The following is a 15,594-nucleotide window of genomic DNA, read 5'->3' as shown; positions in this document are numbered from 1 at the left end:
CTATTCCTTACTCTCCGCGATCGCCGCGTCGAGGGCGTCGGTGATGTCGGTAACGGTTTGGGGTTGCAGTAGCTCACCATTCAGGAAAAACGTCGGGGTGCCGCGCACGCCGAGCGACATGCCGGCGTTGTGGTCCTCTTCGACCCTCGCTTGGGTTGCGGGGTCGGCGACGGCCGCATCGAAGGCGTCCATGTCGAGCCCGAGCTCCTCGGCGTAGCTGCGGATCTTGTCGGCCTGGGAGTCTTGCTGCTCCGCCCATTCGGGCTGTGACTCGAAGAGCTTCTGGTACATCTCCTCGAACTTGCCCTGCTGCGACGCGGCCTCGACCGCGATGGCGGCGTTCATGGAGTTCGTGTGGTTGGTGATGAAGTAGCGGGCGACGTAGGTGATCTGCCCGTCGTACTGTTTGCGGATCTCCTCGATCACCGGGTAGACGGCGCCGCAGGCCTCGCATTCGAAGTCGAGGAACTCGACGAGCACGGGTGCGCCCTCGCCGGCGTCGTCGAGGACGTGCGAGTTCTCCTGCACGAGCGGCACTTCGCTCTGCGTGGGGGTTCCGCCGCCCGTTCCGCCGCTGTTCGACGCCTCGCCGGGCGCCTGGACTTCGGGTCGGTTGAGCACCGAGATGAGGATCAGGATGAGCGCGATGAGCAGCACGGCGGGAATGGCGATGAGTGCCGCCTTCTGCGAGGTGCTCAGCTTCTTGTTCGGTTTCTGCACGGTGTGCGGGGGCCGGTTCATTGGGTTCCCTTCTTGAAAAGCGGTGACGGTAGTTGCTCGGCGATGGCCGAGAGGTGGCTGGTGCGGAACTGTTCGACGGCGCGCTCGAGGCCGGGATCCTCACCGCGGGCGAGGCCGGCGTACTCGATCTTGACCTTGCGGCCGCCGACGACCGGCTGGGTGAGGGTGGCTTTCACCCAGAGGCGACGGCGCGGCACGAGGAGGCCGGTGATGAGGCCGACTGTGGCGAGGATGGAGAAGATGAGCACCCAAGTGGCGCCGGTGTCGCGCTGGATCTGCAGCGAGACGAAGCGCTTGATCGGCTCTTCGGCGCCCTCGGTGACGGTGAGATCCTCGAAGGTGATGGTGCCCATCCCGTTTGGCAGGTCGGCGGTGTCGCCGGGGGTGAGCTCGATCGAGTCGATACCGGTGTCGCCGCCGGTGATCTGGGTCATCGACTCGGTGTCGAGCTGGTACACCGAGCGCGGGGTGCCGTCGTCAATGCCGAGGTCGCCCGTGAACACGTTGAACGTCATCATTGGGTTGTAGAGATCGGGGAACACCGAGTAGTAGGCGCCGGTGTCCAAGGTGCTCTGCGTCGGGTACAGGAAGCCGATGAGCCCAACCTGCTCAGGCAGACCGTCGGGGACTTTGATCACGCCGAGCGAGGTCATCGCGGAATCCTGCGGCAGGAAGGGCTGGGGTTCCTGGTAGACGACGTCGCCGGCGGCGTTGCGGATCGTGATCATCGGCGCGTAGCCGTTGCCGAGAAGGTAGATGCGGTCGCCGTTCACCTCAATCGGTGCGTTCACCCGCACGGTCTCGGCGCGGGTGTCGTCGTCGCCGGCCTCTCGGATGGAGAGGTGGGCGGCGAAGTTGCCCGCCTGCCCCGCACCGGGCCTCCCAGGGTCGACGTACTCGACGTCGAAGCTGTCGAGGCTCAGTGCGTAGGGGGTGAGTGAGCTCCGGTCGAAGTACCGTCCCGGCGAGAACGAGGAGTAGGCGCTCTCGCTGTTCACGAAGGTGGTGCCTTGGACGATGACGCGATCGCCAGTGTAGTTGAGGCCGGTGCTCAGCAGCACGGTCACGAGGATCCCAACGAGTGCCGAGTGGAAGACGAGGTTGCCGGTTTCGCGCAGGTAACCGCGTTCGGCGGATACCGACCAGGAAGTCGCGCCGTCGTAGCGGGCGGTGCGGTATCCGCGGCGTCGCAGCTCGCTCTCGGCGATCGCGATGGCCTGGGCGACATCGGCTTCGGAGGTGCGGCCGTCGACGAGTTGCAGATCGTTCGAGGAATAGCCGGCCATGCGCTGCAGCCGGGCCGGGGTCTTCGGTGCCGGCGCGCGGAGCGCTTTTGCATGATGCTTGATCCGCGGGATGATGCAGCCGATGAGGGAGATGAACAGCAGCAGGTAGATGGCCGAGAACCAGGCCGAGCTGTAGACGTCGAACAGCTGCAGTTTGTCGATCGTGGGGGCGAGCTCGGGGTTGTCGTCGAAGTACCTCACGACGCCGTTAGGGTCGGCTTGTCGCTGTGGGAAGAGGGAGCCGGGGATCGCGGCAATCGCCATGAGCAGGAGCAGGAGCAGCGCGGTGCGCATGCTCGTGAGCTGCCGCCACCCCCATCGGAGCCAGCCCTGCCACCCGAGGCCGACATCGCCGGTGCCGCGTTCGGTGGAGTCGACGTGATCGCTCGGGCGTGCGGGGAGGGTGTCGTTGTCAGAGCGGGAGCTGGACATTCGCCATCACCCCCTGCAGGGAGGACATGAGGCGCGTCCAGAGCCCGCTCACCATGAGCAGGCCGAGCACGACGAGGACAACGCCGCCGGCGATGTTGATGGCGCGGATGTGACGCCGCAGGAACGACATCGAGCGGGTAGCCCAGCCGAGCCCGAGGGCGAGCAGCAGGAACGGGATGCCGAGGCCGAGCGAGTAGGCGACGCCGAGCAGCCCCGCACGGACGGGGTCGCCGAGGTTCCACGACACGGAGATGATCGCGGCGAGGGTGGGCCCGATGCACGGTGTCCAGCCGATGCCGAGGGCGAGACCGAGCAGTGGGGCCCCGGCGAGGCCCAGGCGTGAGCGGAAGCGGGGTCGGACGGTGCGCTGCATCTTGCGGAAGACTCCGACGAAGGCGAGCCCCATGACGATCACGACGACGCCGAGGATGCGGGTGGCGGTGTCGGCATAGGCGAGGAAGACCTGGCCGAAGACACCACCGAGCACGGTGACAGTGACGAACACGATGGAAAACCCTGCGATGAACAGGAGAACACCGAGGAGCAGGCGGCGGCGCTGCGCGGTGGTGCCGCCGGTGGCTGCAGTGCCCTGTTCGACGGGGGCGACGGCAGAGCCAAGGTAGCCGAAGTAACCGGGTACGAGCGGAAGCACGCACGGGGAGGCGAAGGAGACGAAGCCGGCGAGTGCGGCGATGAGCACACCCGCCCAGAGTGCACCGTCGAAGACGAGATCGCTCGGGTTCATGGCGTCTCCACGAGTGCGTCGGCGACGAGCGTGTCGAGGATGGAGGCCGACTCGAGTTGCCCGATGATGCGGGCTGCGACGCGCCCCTGACGGTCGAGTACCAGCGTGGTGGGGGTGGCTTGGATCGGGGTGACGCCGGCGAAGGCCTGCTTGACGCGGCCGTCGTTCACGTCGATGATGCTCGGGTAGGTGATGCCGTTCTCTTCGGCGAAGGCGACGGCGGTTGCGGGCTGGTCGTAGATGTTCACACCGAGGAACCCGACGCCCTCATCCTGGTAACTCAGCCAGACCTCCTCGAGCATGGGGGCCTCGATGATGCAGGGGCCGCAGGCGGCATACCAGAAGTTCACGACGTACACCTCTCCGGCGTAGTCGTCGCTGGAGACCGGGTCGCCGTATTCGGTGGTGCCACTGAAGCTCACGGCGGCGCCACGCTCGTCGATCGGGATCTCGACGATGCGGCCGTCGGAGGTGCCGCTTCGTTCACTGCCCTGCTGGTACTGTTCCGACAACGGATCTGCGGCTGTGCAGCCGATCAGCCCAAGGCTGATCGTGGCAGTCGCTACGAGTGCGGTCATCAGCAGGTACGTCGGTTTGGACGTCCTCAAGTTCCTGGTTCTCCTCAATCCTCAACGCGTGGTCGCGGGCATGGCGGACGTGCCGGCCCGTTCCTGCCCCAGGGGGCAGCGTGAGGAGCGCTTAAATGCGCAGGAGGCTGAGGTCGTGCAGGCCGAAGCGATGCCTGCCGCGATGATCGAACGCTGCAGCTGCGGCGATCGGAGCGATCTGGGGGCGCTGTCGTTGGAATCGCATCTGCCTGCAGCGGAGCGCGAAGACGATCAGGATCGCCAACGCAAAGCCGCAGAGGATCCCGAGCAGGCAGGTGACAACACCGATCAGGATGCTCTCGCTGACGGCGGTCTCCCCCACGGTGTCGGCGAAGTGTCCCACTGCGGCGTCGAAGGAGGGGGCTGCGACCGTGTTCGAGGCGGCCGCCGGCGCGGAGAGGCCGACATCATCGGCGTGGGAGACGCCCCACAAGCCCACGACGGTGACGATTGCGGCGAGGAGCAGCGTCGCGGCTCTCATCGTGAATCGTCGCCGCGTGATGCGGGCACTGCGGGGAACTGAGGACACACCCCGATTGTACCGAGCGGGTTCAAGGCGATCATGGGAGTGGACTGACGTACTCGACATGCTGCACCCTATTGGAGGGCGATGAGCATGCTGAGCAGGCCCATCACGAAGGTGTAGGGGGCGAGCGTCATCTTCTCGTACTTGCTCTTGGAGAGCATGCTGAGGATCACGCTGAACCCGAGGTGGGCGACGATGAGCCACATCACCCAGAAGCTGAACTCCCCGGGCAGCACAGCGATGGTGCCGCTGCGATCGAGGGCGATGAAAGCGATGAAGGCGTAGCGGAGCACGGCGGAGATCGCGCCGAGGCGGAGGTTGAGCGGGAGCGTGGTGTGCTCGCCACCCCAGGCGAACTTGCCGAGCGGTGTGCCGACGGCTAGGGCGATCTGGAAGATGGCGAGCACGCCGAGCATCGCGGTGAGCGCGAAGGTCAGGATCGTCGCCATCACTGCTCCTTTCCGAACTTCGCGGCGAGGTAGGCGTTGTAGGCGTCGAGTTCCGCGTCCTCTTGAGCTTCTCGGCGTTTCGCTTGCCGCAGATCGCTCGTGCGCCACTTGGAAATGGTGACGATGAGCACGATGATCAGTGGCAGTTCGCCGTATGACCAGATCAGGCCGCCGGCGATGGCTTGGTCGAGGGCGCGGGTGATCCCCCATGCTTCCGGGTCGTTGGCGTACCAGCCGAACATGGGCTCGGTGCTGCGGAGCAGTACGAGCCCGAAGATCGCGTGGATCTGGATCTCGAGGAGCACGTCGACGATGCGCACGACGAACGATGGGGCGCGCGGCAGCGGGTCGAGTGACCACAGCGGAGCGCCACCGATCATGCCGAAGACGAGGAACAGGGCGAGCAGGATGAGATGCCCGGACGGGAGCTCGAGGAACCAGCTCAGCGTGTCGGTGAAATACAGGATGGGGAAGGCGACAACTGCGATGACGATCACGGTGGCAGGGTGCAGGAGCACCTGAGCGGTGCGCGAGCGGTAGGCACTGAGTGCGGCGCGCATCACGGGCCGCCCGAGTCCCCGGCGCGGCATCGCCCGCAAGAGCAGACGGCCGGGAGAGCCCATCAGCAGGAACGGGGGTACGACGACCATGAGCGTGATCTGCTGGAAGAGCAGCACCGAAACGAGTTCCTCGGCGTAGGCATTCGCGCGCATTCCGGTGGCCATGAACCAGAGGAGGCAGCCGACGGTGAACAGCAGCGTCGAGCCGACGCCCCATCGTTTCCCCCGCCCCCAGAGGGAGATCGCCCCCGTCAGGTACATGATGAGGCAGACGATGGCGAGCCAGGCGAGCGGCGACATGCTGCGCAGATCGAACTGGAAGAGGTCGCCGAGCTCGAGGCTGGCCATCGCGGGGTACACGGTCGGGGGTTGTCCTTACTGACGCTGGCGAGGGCTCGCCGGGGAGGGTCTACTTCGAGTTCGCGGCGATGAACGGCAGCGGGTCGACGGGGTCGTCTTCGACGCGCATCACCAGGTGCAAGTGGTTGCCGAATGACATCCCGGTGTTTCCGACGAGTCCGGCTTGGTCGCCGCCCTGCACGGTTTGGCCGGCCTGCCAGGAGTGGGAGTTCTCCTGCATATGGCAGTACCGGCTGATGACACTTTGACCGGCGACCTGGTGCTGGACTTTCAGAGAGAAACCGCAGCCGTCGGAGGCCCAGCCCGCCTCAGTGATCACGCCGTCACCGACGATGCGGATCGGAGTGCCGCCGGCAGCGGCCATATCTTGTGCGTCGTGGAAGCCTGCGACTGGTGCGGAGCGGTATCCGAAGCCATCGGTGAGCGGCACCTCTTGTGCGAAGGGGTACTGCAATGTGGTGTCGGTAAGGCCGGTGACGGTCACTGCCCCGCCGCTCAGCCCGATCTCAAGAGCGACAGCAGTCGGGGCGACGGAGAGCTCGTCGAGCATCGTGGGAGCGTCAATGGTGCCTCCCGTAACGAATGCCTGCTGACGACTCGCGAAGACGGGGATATCGGCGGTCGCGGCACTGGTCGCGGGGAAGACGGCACTTGCCACGAGTACGGCGACGCTCGCGAGCGCCGTACTCCCAGCGACGAAGCTGCGCAGTCGCGAACGTCGCCGTACCGTGCCGGTCTCTGGTCCTGTCCCGCCCCCGGTCAGCGTCTCCTTGGGGGCGGGCTGGTCGCTGTCGGGCTGTGCCGGGAGGTCGGTGTGTCGCGCCGTGGACGGCGCCTCGGCTGCATGCTTGGATCTGCGGGGCCGAACCGAATCGCCAGTCGAGCGCTCGTCGGTATCGGTGGGTTCGATCCAGGTGCTCCGCCTCGGCCCCGCAGATTGCTCGGCGTGCTGACGCCGCCTCAAAAGACGACTCCGAGGACGAAGAACGAGACGACGGCGAAACAGATGCTGAGGAGCAAGGTGCCGAAGACGAAGAGGAAGTGTTGGGCTTTGATCGGTGAATCTGTGGAGTTCAAACTGCTGGCTCCTGATCGGGGGCGTTCGTGCGCCCGAATGGTGTTCGAGAGGGCGCAATGCCGGATGGCATGCAAATGGCAGCGCTTATGTAGGGCGGGCGAAGCTCTCAGAGGTGACGTGGCACCGGTTCGAGGCGCACGGAGCTTCGCGGGCTATCCCCCTGCACGGGGTTCCCGGTGGAGATCAGGTTCGCGAGATCGAGTGAAGCAGCAGCAATGGCTGCGGACGGGCGGGCGCGCGCGGCAGGGCGACCGCCCATTCGCGGAGCCTGCCGAGGCGCACCTGCAGCCAGGGTCGCCGGGTGAAGAGCACAACCAGCAGGAGGGTGGCGAGCATGGTGAGCATGCAGATCGCGAGAAGATCAAGGTGCCAGCTCTGCACGCTGCCGTGGGTGGCGTGCTCGCTCCCCTCGACGAGCGTGGCGGTCGCGGCTGTTGCCGAGGTGGACGTGCTGGTCGCCGACGAGGCCTCGGCGATCACCGGCACGCTGCTGAGTTCGACGCTGTGCGCGCGCAGTCCGACAAGGCCGAGGATCACGAAGGCGCCGACCCAGACGAAGGTCAGGAGCGCACGCCGCGACAGCGGTCGTCGCGACGCTAAGCGTGCCCCCATCACTCCATCACCTCCATAGCCATGTAACAATTTAGCATCGGAACCTGGAGGCAGCCAGGGGATGCTACTGCTTCAGGGTGCCCGTCAGCGCGTTGCCGGTGTCGGCGCAGCGCTCGACAACAGGGCTGATCGCATCGCACGAGCGGGTCTGCGTGCAGCGCGGATGCCGTTGAGGATCACGAGCACTTCCGCGAGTTCGTGGACGAGTACGACTCCGGCGAGCCCGAGTACCCCGAAGAGCGCTAGGGGAAACAATACGATGATAATGGCCAGGGCGAGGCCGATGTTCCAGGTCATGATGCGCCGGCCCCGACGAGCATGCGCAAGGGCCTGCGGGATGAAACGCAGATCGTGACCGGTGAAGGCGACGTCGGCAGATTCGATGGCAGCTGCGGAACCTTTAACGCCCATCGCGATGCCCACGGTCGCCGTTGCGAGCGCAGGAGCGTCGTTGATCCCGTCGCCGACCATGGCTGTGGGAGCAGCGGTGACGAGGGTGTTGACGGCGCTGGCCTTGTCTGCGGGGAGCTGCTCGGCGCGCACGTCTGTGATACTGGCCTCGGCCGCCAGCGCCCGTGCGGTTCGCTCGTTGTCTCCGGTGAGCATGATGGGAGTGATTCCCATCTCCCGCAGCATCTGGACGGTTTCGGCTGACTCCGCGCGCAACTCGTCACGGATCCCGAGAAGGCCAGCGAGTTCACCGTCGGCTTCAACCACGACGACGGTCATCCCGCGTTCGGCCAGCTGCTCGGCGGTGCTTCGGCGCGCGCCGGGGTCGAGCCAGCGAGTGTTTCCGACCCGGATGCGGCGGTCGGCGACGATTCCGGTGACCCCGTGGCCAGCCTCCTCTTCGATGTCTCGGCCTGGTGCCGCGTCCGGAGCGGCCGCGACGATGGCGGCTGCGAGCGGGTGCGTGCTGGATGTTTCGAGTGCGGCGGCGAAGCCGAGCACCTCGCGTTCGGTGTATCCGAAGCTCACGACCTCGACGACTTGGGGTTCGTTGCGGGTGAGCGTGCCCGTCTTGTCGAGGGCGACGGCTCGGATCGTGCCCAACTGTTCGAACGCCTGGCCGGACTTGATCACGATGCCGTACTTGGAGGCGGAGCCGATCGCGCTGATCACGGTCACCGGGACGGCGATCGCGAGCGCGCACGGGGAAGCAGCGACGAGGACGACGAGGGCTCGCTCGATCCCGGTGGCCGGATCTCCCACGATGAAGCCGAACACGACGACGAGGCCCGCCACGATGAGCACGGTCGGCACGAGCGGCTTGGCGATCCGGTCGGCGAGCCTGGCGCGTTCTCCCTTGCGGGCGTGTGCCTGTTCGACGAGGGCGACGATCTGCGTGAGTGAGTTGTCGCGACCATCGGCGGTGGCCTCGATGCGCAGCGTGCCAGAGCCGTTCACGGCGCCGGCCGGCACCGCATCCCCTGGACGCACGGCGACCGGAATGGACTCCCCTGTGACGGCGGAGGTGTCGATGCTGGATGCGCCATCGACCACGATGCCGTCAGTGGCGATGCGCTCCCCCGCACCGATGATGAGGATATCGAGTTCGCGCACCTCGACGACGGAGATCATGTCCTCACCGCTCAGTCGGGACACGCGCGCGGTGTCGGGGATCAGTGACAGCAGGGCGCGCAAGCCCTCCTTGGCGCGATCCATCGCGCGGTCTTCGAGTGCCTCAGCGAGGGAAAACAGGAACGCGAGGGCAGCGGCTTCTCCGACGTGTCCGAGCGCGACGGCGCCGATCGCGGCAATGGTCATGAGAAGGCCCACGCCAACGCGACCACGCATCAGGCGCCGCACGGTGCCAGGGATGAAGGTGTAGGCGCCGGCGAGGAGCGCGATCCACTGCAGGATGAGGGCCGGGATCTCCGCGCCGCTCCACTCAAGGAGGTAGCCGGACGCGAGGGCGACACCGGAGAGCGCGGAGGGCAGCAGCGCGGGATCGCGCCACCAGGGAGGCCGCACTGGATGCACATTCACCGCTTCGTTCCGCTTCCCGAATACTGGGGGCAGTTCGGGGCCGCAGCAGGCGTCGCCTTCGCTGCCGGGTACGGTGGGCAGCGTGGCGGGCTCCGGCGTCTTCGGCTTGACCGTGTTGAGCTCGTCGGGCCCGCAGCAATCCTCGCTCATCGGCTCGCGCCCTGGATGGTCGGCTCCGCTGCGGCCTTCGCGCCGCAGCCAGGGGTGGTGCATTCGGTGTCGAGGCAGACTTCGTCCTCGTCGACGGCGAGGGTGACATCGACAAGCGCAGTAAGGGCGGCGGCGAGGTGGGGATCGGCGATCTCGTAACGGGTCTGCCTACCTTCCGGATCGGCGACGACGATGCCGCATCCGCGGAGGCAGGCCAGGTGGTTTGAGACGTTCGTCCGTGTGAGCTCAAGCTCACGCGACAGCACGGCCGGGTAGCTCGGGGCTTCGAGCAGCACGAGCAGGATCCGCGAGCGGGTCGGATCAGCCATGGCGCGGCCGAGGCGGTTCATGGCGTCCACCCGAGAGGCAATAGTCAGCATATGCTGACTATACATGGGCTAGTGACCTATTGCATGCCGGGAGAACTCAAGATTTGAATCATCCAGCCCTCCCCCGACGTCCCGGCGGAAGCAGGCCACGACTGCGGGCCTTGGCGACCCAGCCCTGGGCGGTACTGAGGGCGACGCCGTTGATCTCCGCCATTGTTGCGGATGGATTCTCGTCACCCTGACCCGAGAGCTTGCCGTGCTGCAAGGCAACGAGTTCGTAGAAGTCGAGCACCTGCTTCGGGTTGCCGAGCGGCTTCAGTAAGTCACGGTCGCTGATCTTGCGCCCGCTGGGGAGCACGATCTTGTTCCCGGTCACGGTGGCGACGCGCTTCATAGCGAACAAGCGCTTGTTGATCGCGGCTTCGATCTTCGCGGTAGGGAGTTCGCGCAGCAGGTGGCTCGTGATCGGGTCGCCGGGTCGCCACGGGAGATACACGACGCCGGTGATACGGACTTCCTCGGGACTGGCGTAGAGCTGGCGTTGCAGACGGATCATCACCCGCGTCGCGGTGGCCTCGTGTTCGATGTACCGCCAGCGGCCATCGGCGGTCTCGTTCTGCTCAGAGTCGGCACTCTCGCCCGTTTCTTGGTCGTCGTATCCGAGCACACGGTCTATCTCATCACTGGCATCGTCAGTGCGCTCGCCGGGAAACCGGGCGGCGAGGTTCCAGCCCGCAGGCAGATCGGCCTGTATGAGCAGGCCGTCTGCGCGCTGATCCCCCGGTCGGGGCGTGGGTAATGCCATGTGCACGAGTCTACCGGACAAACGTCTTATCTCATGTACTTGCGATTACACGTTATTTGTGTTTCAATATCAGGTACTCGCAAGAACGCCAGCTATTGGTGGCGTTCGACCGCACCAGACTGAGAGGCAAGGGCATGACTGAAGCGGCGACTCAGACGGATTACCTCACGCGCGCCGAGGCTGCTGCTCGTTGCCGGGTGCCGTTGCCGACGTTCGACAAGCTGCGCCGCGAGGGGCTGATCCCCGAGCCGGATGCCGAGGTTGGCAAGCACAAGCTCTGGCGCGCAGACACGATCGAGGGCTTCCTCGAAGTCGGGGGAACGAGGCGCTGATGGCCGGGCGTCCGTCGAAAGACTCCCCGCTGCGGCTCGATCCGCACACCGGTAGGCCGCTCCCCGAGGGCATCCGGTGGCGTGAGGATCGGCAGCGGTATCAGATTCGCGTGCTTGTGCCCGACCTCTACGGGAACTGGGCCGAGCGCACCCGCACCTTCCGCACGCTGAGCGAGGCGAAGAAGGAGCTGGCCAAAGCCGTCGCCGGGAAGAACCCGAACGGCGCTATGACCCTCACGCAGTGGCACGAGCGGCATTGGTCGGCAATCGAGGCATCGGTGCGACCTGGCACGGCGCGCGCGTACGGGGTCGCGTGGCGTAGGCGAGTGCAGCCGACCCTCGGGCACATGAAGCTCGAAGCGATCACCTCACCCCTGATTGAGTCAGCGATGGTCGAGTGGGATTGCTCGACCTCGACCAAGGTGGATTCGCTCGCGCTCATCAGCCGTCTGCTCGACGCGGCACGGCGCGCGCGAATCATCGACTACAACCCGGCTCGTGAGATCAAGCGTCCGACACAGGACACCTCAACCTCGCCCACCTCACGGGCACTCACCATGCCGCAGGTAATGAAGATGCTCGATCTCATCCCGGCGGGTGTCTATCGCCGCTACGCCGCCGCACTCGTGTTCACCGGGATGCGCGCGGGCGAGGCGACCGCGATTCGGGTGCGCGACGTGGATCTAACGCAGGGTGTCTTGCGAGTCAGCCGCAGCTTCTCCCCCGGCCTGAACGGGGAACTGATCGAACAGAGCCCGAAGAGCCACAAGGAACGACAGGTGCCCATCGTGCAGGCGTTCCTGCCGCATGTGCGAGAGGCCATGAAGAACAAGGAACCCGACGATCTGCTGTTTGCCGGGCCGAACGGCGGCAGGCTCGTCGCGGCGAACTTCCGCCGCGCGGTGGACTGGACAATGATCCGCACTGCCGTCAAGCGGCCAGACCTGCGCGTACACGACCTGCGCCACACCTTCGCTACGATCCTCTTCGACGCGGGCGCATCGGCGCCCGATGTGCAGGCAGTGCTCGGGCACTCCAGCTTGCAAGTCACCGAACGCTACTCACGCGCACGCGAGGGCGTCGCCAGGAGAGCCGCCGCCGTGTTCGACAGCCTCACCGCCAGCGCCGGATATGGCACAAATATGGCACAGCACCGCGATGTGCCGCATCTGTGAGCACCGTGATTGATCCTGTGACTACGCGCAGGATAGCGGCGGGGCCGCGCAGAAAGTCGCGGGACCGGCGCGGAACCACCGCCTGACCAGGGAAAACAAGCGAACCCCCAAGAGTAGAAGCCTCTTGAGGGTTCAGTAGCGGTGTAATAGCCGCTACGTGGCTCCGACCGGCATCGATCCGGTGACCTTTCGATTTTCAGTCGAACGCTCTACCAACTGAGCTACAGAGCCTCGGCGACCATGACAGGCGCCGAAGATGAGAAAACCCTTCCGAAGAAGGGTTCCTCATCTGGCGACCCTGACGGGACTTGAACCCGCGACCTCCGCCGTGACAGGGCGGCGCGCTAACCAACTGCGCCACAGGGCCATGGTGTATTCAGTTGTATTCGGTATCAGTGACCCCAACGGGATTCGAACCCGTGCTGCCGCCGTGAAAGGGCGGTGTCCTAGGCCGCTAAACGATGGGGCCGAAGTCGCTTTCGCGGCTTTGGCTACCGAAGAGAAAGCTTACAGGGTAGTGCGGGCCCGATGCAATTCGAGGTGCTCTCCTCCGTGAAACCGTTGAGATTCCGCGGAGAACGAGCCACTCGAGCGTGTCGGGGTCGAGCGCTACTCGGCGCCGCCCGAGATGAGTGCCCGCTGCACCCGCTTGAACGAGACGTCCTCGTGCAGCATCACGCCGTGGCTGGTCCGCTGCTCGAAGGTGTACCCGATCTGCCCCTGCCGCAGCACGGCCAGCAGGTACGGCTCCTCCGGGTTCCAGAGCACCCAGGTCGGCTGCCCGAAGGCGTTGTTGCCCATGAAGGTCGTCTCGATGTTGCGTCCGCCGATGCGGACCATGACCGGGACGCCGGTCTGCCTCGAAAGCACGACCTCGTCGGATTCAGCCTGCTGCGACTCGCTCATATTCCGATCCTAACCAAATCATCAGGTTCGGTGGCGCAATCCGGAGGTTCGCGCCCGATATGCCGGATCCGATCCTCGCCGCGAGGATATCGGCGCCCTGCTCACGCACCGGCGAAGAAACTCGCCGTAACCCGCGCCAGGCCGTGCAGGTCCTCGACGTGGGCGAGCTCCCGCGCGGAGTGCATCGAGAGCAACGGCACGCCGACGTCGACGGTGCGGATCCCGAGCCGGGTCGCGGTGAGCGGCCCGATGGTCGAGCCGCACGGCACGACATTGTTCGAGACGAAGGCCTGCGACGGCACTCCTGCGGCGTGGCACACCCGCTCCCACAGCGCGGCGCCGTGCGCGTCGCTGGCGTAGCGCTGGTTCGCGTTGACCTTGAGCATCGGCCCGCCGCCTGGTCGGGGCCGCACGCGCGGGTCGTGCTTCTCGGGATAGTTGGGATGCGCGGCATGCCCGGCATCGGCCGAGAGGCACCAGGATCCGGCGAGCGCCCTGGCAGCGTCCTCAGCCGTGGCGCCGAGGCCGGCGCGGATCCTGTCGAGCACGTCGGCGAGGAACGGGCCGGAGGCTCCGGAGCGGGACTCGGATCCCAGCTCCTCGTGGTCGAAGGCGGCGAGGATCGCGATCGTCCCTGGTGCCGGTTCGGTGTCGAGCAATGCGCTCAGGCCGGCGAAGACCGAACTCAGATTGTCGAGCCGCGGCGACGCCAGCAACTCTCCTTCCGCCCCGATCCTGGTCGGCGGCTGCGTATCGGCGAGCCGCACGTCCCATCCGGTGACTTCCGCCTCCGCGACACCGGCCTGCGCCGCGAGCATTCCCGGCACGGAGACCGCGCCGACGCCGACGACCGGCTGAGTGTGCCGCTGCCGATCGAGCGTGAGCCCGGTGTTCGCCTCGCGGTCGAGATGGATCGCAAGCTGCGGGATCCGCGCCACCGGGCCGGTGCGGACGAGATGGGTGGATCCTTCGCGCGTCACGATCCGACCCGCGAAGGCGAGATCCCGATCGAGCCAGGAATTCAGCAGGGGCCCGCCGTACACTTCGACACCGGCTTGCGCCCATCCCTCGGCGGTGAAATCGGGCTGCGGCTTCAGCACGAAGCCGGGCGAGTCCGTGTGGCAGCCGAGCACCCGGACCGGGGACGCCGCCGAGAGCTCCACCCCCGTGCGCCAGGCGATGAGTGCGCCATCGCGGCGCACGTAGCCGCGGGCGCCATCCCCCACCGGCGGCCAGGCGTCCGCCTCGTCGTACGCGGTGAACCCTGCGGCGTCGAGCGCCGCGGCGGCCGCCTGCACGGCGTGGAACGAGCTCGGCGACGCCTCCACGAACGCGGCGAAGCGCTCGATGTACGCGATCGTCTCGGCGGACACGGCCACGACCCCGGCTTCCGTCATGATCCTGCGCCTACTCCGCGTCGGCGGTGTCGCCAGCGGTGTCACCGACGGCCCCGGCGGAGCCGCCAGCGTCGGCGTCCGCGTCGCCGTTCGCCTCGGCGACGGGCGCAGTGAAGTCGAGGGCGAACTCGGCGAGCAGCCGAGCACCGAAGCCGGTGGCCCCGGTCGAACGCCACAGCTCGTCCCGCTCGCTCTGCATGGTCGGGGCGATGTCGAGGTGCCCCCAGGGCAGGCCGTCGACGAACTCGTTGAGGAACAGGGCTGCCGTGATCGCGCCGGCGTACTGGCCGCCGATGTTCGACAGATCCGCGACGTCGCTCTTCAGCTGCTCCCGGTAGCGATGGTCGAGCGGCAGCCGCCAGATCCGCTCGTCCGTCGCGTCGGCGGCCTGCTGCAGCTGCGTCGCGACCTCATCGTGGTTCGCGAGCACGGCGGCGGTGCCGAGCCCGAGCGCGGCCATCGCGTTGCCCGTGAGCGTCGCGATGTCGACGATCGCGTCAGGGCGCCGCTCCTCCTCGGTCGCGAGGACGAGCCCGTCCGCCATCACCAGGCGGCCCTCGGCGTCGGTGTTCTTCACCTCGACGGTCGTGCCGCCGCGGATCGTGAGCACGTCGCCGACCTTCGTCGACGAGCCGGAGGGCATGTTGTCGGTGCACATCAGCCAGCCCGTCACGGCGGCCGTCGCCCCGAGCTCGCGCAGCGCCGTCATGGCGGCGAACACGGCGGCGGCGCCCATCATGTCGAACTTCATGCCCTGCATCGACCCGGCGGGCTTCAGGCTGATGCCGCCCGAGTCGAAGGTGATGCCCTTGCCGACGAGCGCCAGGTGCGGAGTCCCGGCGCCGGCGCCATCGCCGTCACCGGGCGCGCTGCCGGCGTCTGCGGGCGTGTAGCGGAGCTTGATCATGCGGGGCTCGTCGGTGCTGCCCGCGTTCACCCCGAGCAGGCCGCCGAGATCCAGCTCGGCGAGCTGCTCGCGGCCGAAGACCTCGACCTCTAGACCGTAATCCGGGCCGGTCCGCTCGGCGATCTCGGCGAACTTGGCCGCGGTGAGGTGGCGGGGCGGAGTATTGCCGAGGTCGCGGGCGAGCGCCGCGGTGCGAGCGAGGATCAG

Annotated in this window: 17 protein-coding genes and 3 tRNA genes; 2 read left to right on the top strand and 18 right to left on the bottom strand. The window is 66.8% G+C overall.

Translation table 11 applies throughout. The features are described from left to right. From ACFPZL_RS00635 to ACFPZL_RS00580, 12 genes are all read right to left on the bottom strand, one after another. A complete protein-coding gene (locus tag ACFPZL_RS00635) occupies positions 1–741 on the bottom strand; it encodes a DsbA family protein (protein WP_218116240.1) in 741 nt (246 codons plus the stop codon). Continuing rightward, positions 738–2,459, bottom strand: coding sequence for a cytochrome c biogenesis protein ResB (resB, locus tag ACFPZL_RS00630; protein ID WP_218116241.1), 1,722 nt, complete (start codon positions 2,457–2,459; stop codon positions 738–740). The genes ACFPZL_RS00635 and resB overlap by 4 nt, the downstream gene beginning before the upstream one ends. Beyond that, positions 2,440–3,204, bottom strand: a complete 765-nt coding sequence (locus ACFPZL_RS00625; protein WP_218116242.1) for a cytochrome c biogenesis CcdA family protein — start codon at positions 3,202–3,204, stop codon at positions 2,440–2,442. The genes resB and ACFPZL_RS00625 overlap by 20 nt, the downstream gene beginning before the upstream one ends. Beyond that, a complete protein-coding gene (locus tag ACFPZL_RS00620) occupies positions 3,201–3,782 on the bottom strand; it encodes a TlpA family protein disulfide reductase (RefSeq protein ID WP_218116264.1) in 582 nt (193 codons plus the stop codon). Before ACFPZL_RS00620 ends, ACFPZL_RS00625 begins: the two co-directional genes overlap by 4 nt. A gap of 121 nt (positions 3,783–3,903) precedes the next feature. After that, positions 3,904–4,341, bottom strand: coding sequence for a hypothetical protein (locus tag ACFPZL_RS00615; protein WP_236022126.1), 438 nt, complete (start codon positions 4,339–4,341; stop codon positions 3,904–3,906). 68 nt (positions 4,342–4,409) lie between these two features. Next, positions 4,410–4,787: a hypothetical protein gene (locus tag ACFPZL_RS00610; RefSeq protein WP_218116243.1), complete on the bottom strand. Its 378-nt coding sequence runs from the start codon at positions 4,785–4,787 to the stop codon at positions 4,410–4,412. Then, a complete protein-coding gene (locus ACFPZL_RS00605) occupies positions 4,787–5,695 on the bottom strand; it encodes a cytochrome c oxidase assembly protein (protein WP_236022127.1) in 909 nt (302 codons plus the stop codon). The genes ACFPZL_RS00610 and ACFPZL_RS00605 overlap by 1 nt, the downstream gene beginning before the upstream one ends. Before the next feature lie 61 nt (positions 5,696–5,756). Then, complete coding sequence (locus ACFPZL_RS00600; RefSeq protein ID WP_236022128.1) at positions 5,757–6,257, bottom strand: M23 family metallopeptidase; 501 nt, start codon at positions 6,255–6,257, stop codon at positions 5,757–5,759. Between the two features lie 711 nt (positions 6,258–6,968). Further along, the gene (locus ACFPZL_RS00595; protein ID WP_218116245.1) at positions 6,969–7,397 is read right to left on the bottom strand and encodes a hypothetical protein; all 429 of its coding nucleotides are present in this window, start codon (positions 7,395–7,397) and stop codon (positions 6,969–6,971) included. Positions 7,398–7,481: 84 nt separating this feature from the next. Then, positions 7,482–9,536: a heavy metal translocating P-type ATPase gene (locus ACFPZL_RS00590; protein WP_218116246.1), complete on the bottom strand. Its 2,055-nt coding sequence runs from the start codon at positions 9,534–9,536 to the stop codon at positions 7,482–7,484. After that, positions 9,533–9,916, bottom strand: coding sequence for a Cd(II)/Pb(II)-sensing metalloregulatory transcriptional regulator CmtR (cmtR, locus tag ACFPZL_RS00585; protein WP_218116247.1), 384 nt, complete (start codon positions 9,914–9,916; stop codon positions 9,533–9,535). Before cmtR ends, ACFPZL_RS00590 begins: the two co-directional genes overlap by 4 nt. Before the next feature lie 58 nt (positions 9,917–9,974). Next, positions 9,975–10,670: a hypothetical protein gene (locus tag ACFPZL_RS00580; protein ID WP_218116248.1), complete on the bottom strand. Its 696-nt coding sequence runs from the start codon at positions 10,668–10,670 to the stop codon at positions 9,975–9,977. A 134-nt stretch (positions 10,671–10,804) separates the two neighbouring features. Between ACFPZL_RS00580 and ACFPZL_RS00575 the strand changes: the two genes are divergently transcribed. Together ACFPZL_RS00575 and ACFPZL_RS00570 are read left to right on the top strand one after the other, a co-directional pair. Next, positions 10,805–11,002 (top strand): helix-turn-helix domain-containing protein, encoded by a 198-nt coding sequence (locus ACFPZL_RS00575; RefSeq protein ID WP_218116249.1) that lies wholly within the window; start codon positions 10,805–10,807, stop codon positions 11,000–11,002. Further along, positions 11,002–12,177, top strand: coding sequence for a tyrosine-type recombinase/integrase (locus ACFPZL_RS00570; RefSeq protein ID WP_218116250.1), 1,176 nt, complete (start codon positions 11,002–11,004; stop codon positions 12,175–12,177). Before ACFPZL_RS00575 ends, ACFPZL_RS00570 begins: the two co-directional genes overlap by 1 nt. 158 nt (positions 12,178–12,335) lie before the next feature. Here ACFPZL_RS00570 and ACFPZL_RS00565 read toward each other — a convergent pair. The 6 genes from ACFPZL_RS00565 to ACFPZL_RS00540 form a co-directional block, all read right to left on the bottom strand. Beyond that, positions 12,336–12,408 (bottom strand) — tRNA-Phe (locus ACFPZL_RS00565). Positions 12,409–12,467: 59 nt separating this feature from the next. Further along, positions 12,468–12,544, bottom strand: a tRNA-Asp gene (locus tag ACFPZL_RS00560). 29 nt (positions 12,545–12,573) lie between these two features. Continuing rightward, a tRNA-Glu gene (locus ACFPZL_RS00555) sits at positions 12,574–12,646 on the bottom strand. Positions 12,647–12,786: 140 nt separating this feature from the next. Next, a complete protein-coding gene (locus ACFPZL_RS00550; RefSeq protein WP_218116251.1) occupies positions 12,787–13,083 on the bottom strand; it encodes a hypothetical protein in 297 nt (98 codons plus the stop codon). Positions 13,084–13,184: 101 nt separating this feature from the next. Continuing rightward, positions 13,185–14,480 (bottom strand): M18 family aminopeptidase, encoded by a 1,296-nt coding sequence (locus ACFPZL_RS00545; RefSeq protein WP_218116252.1) that lies wholly within the window; start codon positions 14,478–14,480, stop codon positions 13,185–13,187. A gap of 10 nt (positions 14,481–14,490) precedes the next feature. Further along, positions 14,491–15,594 (bottom strand): leucyl aminopeptidase family protein (locus ACFPZL_RS00540; RefSeq protein WP_382334540.1); only part of this gene is annotated, 1,104 nt, incomplete at its 5' end.

The sequence above is a fragment of the Leucobacter soli genome (assembly GCF_042659205.1).
Taxonomy (GTDB): domain Bacteria; phylum Actinomycetota; class Actinomycetes; order Actinomycetales; family Microbacteriaceae; genus Leucobacter; species Leucobacter soli.
This window is presented reverse-complemented; position numbering and strand designations above follow the sequence as displayed.

Bases quoted from the DNA above. Each gene is read 5' to 3' on its own strand.
- ACFPZL_RS00635 (WP_218116240.1), bottom strand. From the start codon at position 741: ATGAACCGGCCCCCGCACACCGTGCAGAAACCGAACAAGAAGCTGAGC.
- resB (WP_218116241.1), bottom strand. From the start codon at position 2,459: ATGTCCAGCTCCCGCTCTGACAACGACACCCTCCCCGCACGCCCGAGC.
- ACFPZL_RS00625 (WP_218116242.1), bottom strand. From the start codon at position 3,204: ATGAACCCGAGCGATCTCGTCTTCGACGGTGCACTCTGGGCGGGTGTG.
- ACFPZL_RS00620 (WP_218116264.1), bottom strand. From the start codon at position 3,782: ATGACCGCACTCGTAGCGACTGCCACGATCAGCCTTGGGCTGATCGGC.
- ACFPZL_RS00610 (WP_218116243.1), bottom strand. From the start codon at position 4,787: ATGGCGACGATCCTGACCTTCGCGCTCACCGCGATGCTCGGCGTGCTC.
- ACFPZL_RS00605 (WP_236022127.1), bottom strand. From the start codon at position 5,695: ATGGCCAGCCTCGAGCTCGGCGACCTCTTCCAGTTCGATCTGCGCAGC.
- ACFPZL_RS00600 (WP_236022128.1), bottom strand. From the start codon at position 6,257: ATGCTCGACGAGCTCTCCGTCGCCCCGACTGCTGTCGCTCTTGAGATC.
- ACFPZL_RS00595 (WP_218116245.1), bottom strand. From the start codon at position 7,397: ATGGGGGCACGCTTAGCGTCGCGACGACCGCTGTCGCGGCGTGCGCTC.
- ACFPZL_RS00590 (WP_218116246.1), bottom strand. From the start codon at position 9,536: ATGAGCGAGGATTGCTGCGGGCCCGACGAGCTCAACACGGTCAAGCCG.
- cmtR (WP_218116247.1), bottom strand. From the start codon at position 9,916: ATGCTGACTATTGCCTCTCGGGTGGACGCCATGAACCGCCTCGGCCGC.
- ACFPZL_RS00580 (WP_218116248.1), bottom strand. From the start codon at position 10,670: ATGGCATTACCCACGCCCCGACCGGGGGATCAGCGCGCAGACGGCCTG.
- ACFPZL_RS00575 (WP_218116249.1), top strand. From the start codon at position 10,805: ATGACTGAAGCGGCGACTCAGACGGATTACCTCACGCGCGCCGAGGCT.
- ACFPZL_RS00570 (WP_218116250.1), top strand. From the start codon at position 11,002: ATGGCCGGGCGTCCGTCGAAAGACTCCCCGCTGCGGCTCGATCCGCAC.
- ACFPZL_RS00550 (WP_218116251.1), bottom strand. From the start codon at position 13,083: ATGAGCGAGTCGCAGCAGGCTGAATCCGACGAGGTCGTGCTTTCGAGG.
- ACFPZL_RS00545 (WP_218116252.1), bottom strand. From the start codon at position 14,480: ATGACGGAAGCCGGGGTCGTGGCCGTGTCCGCCGAGACGATCGCGTAC.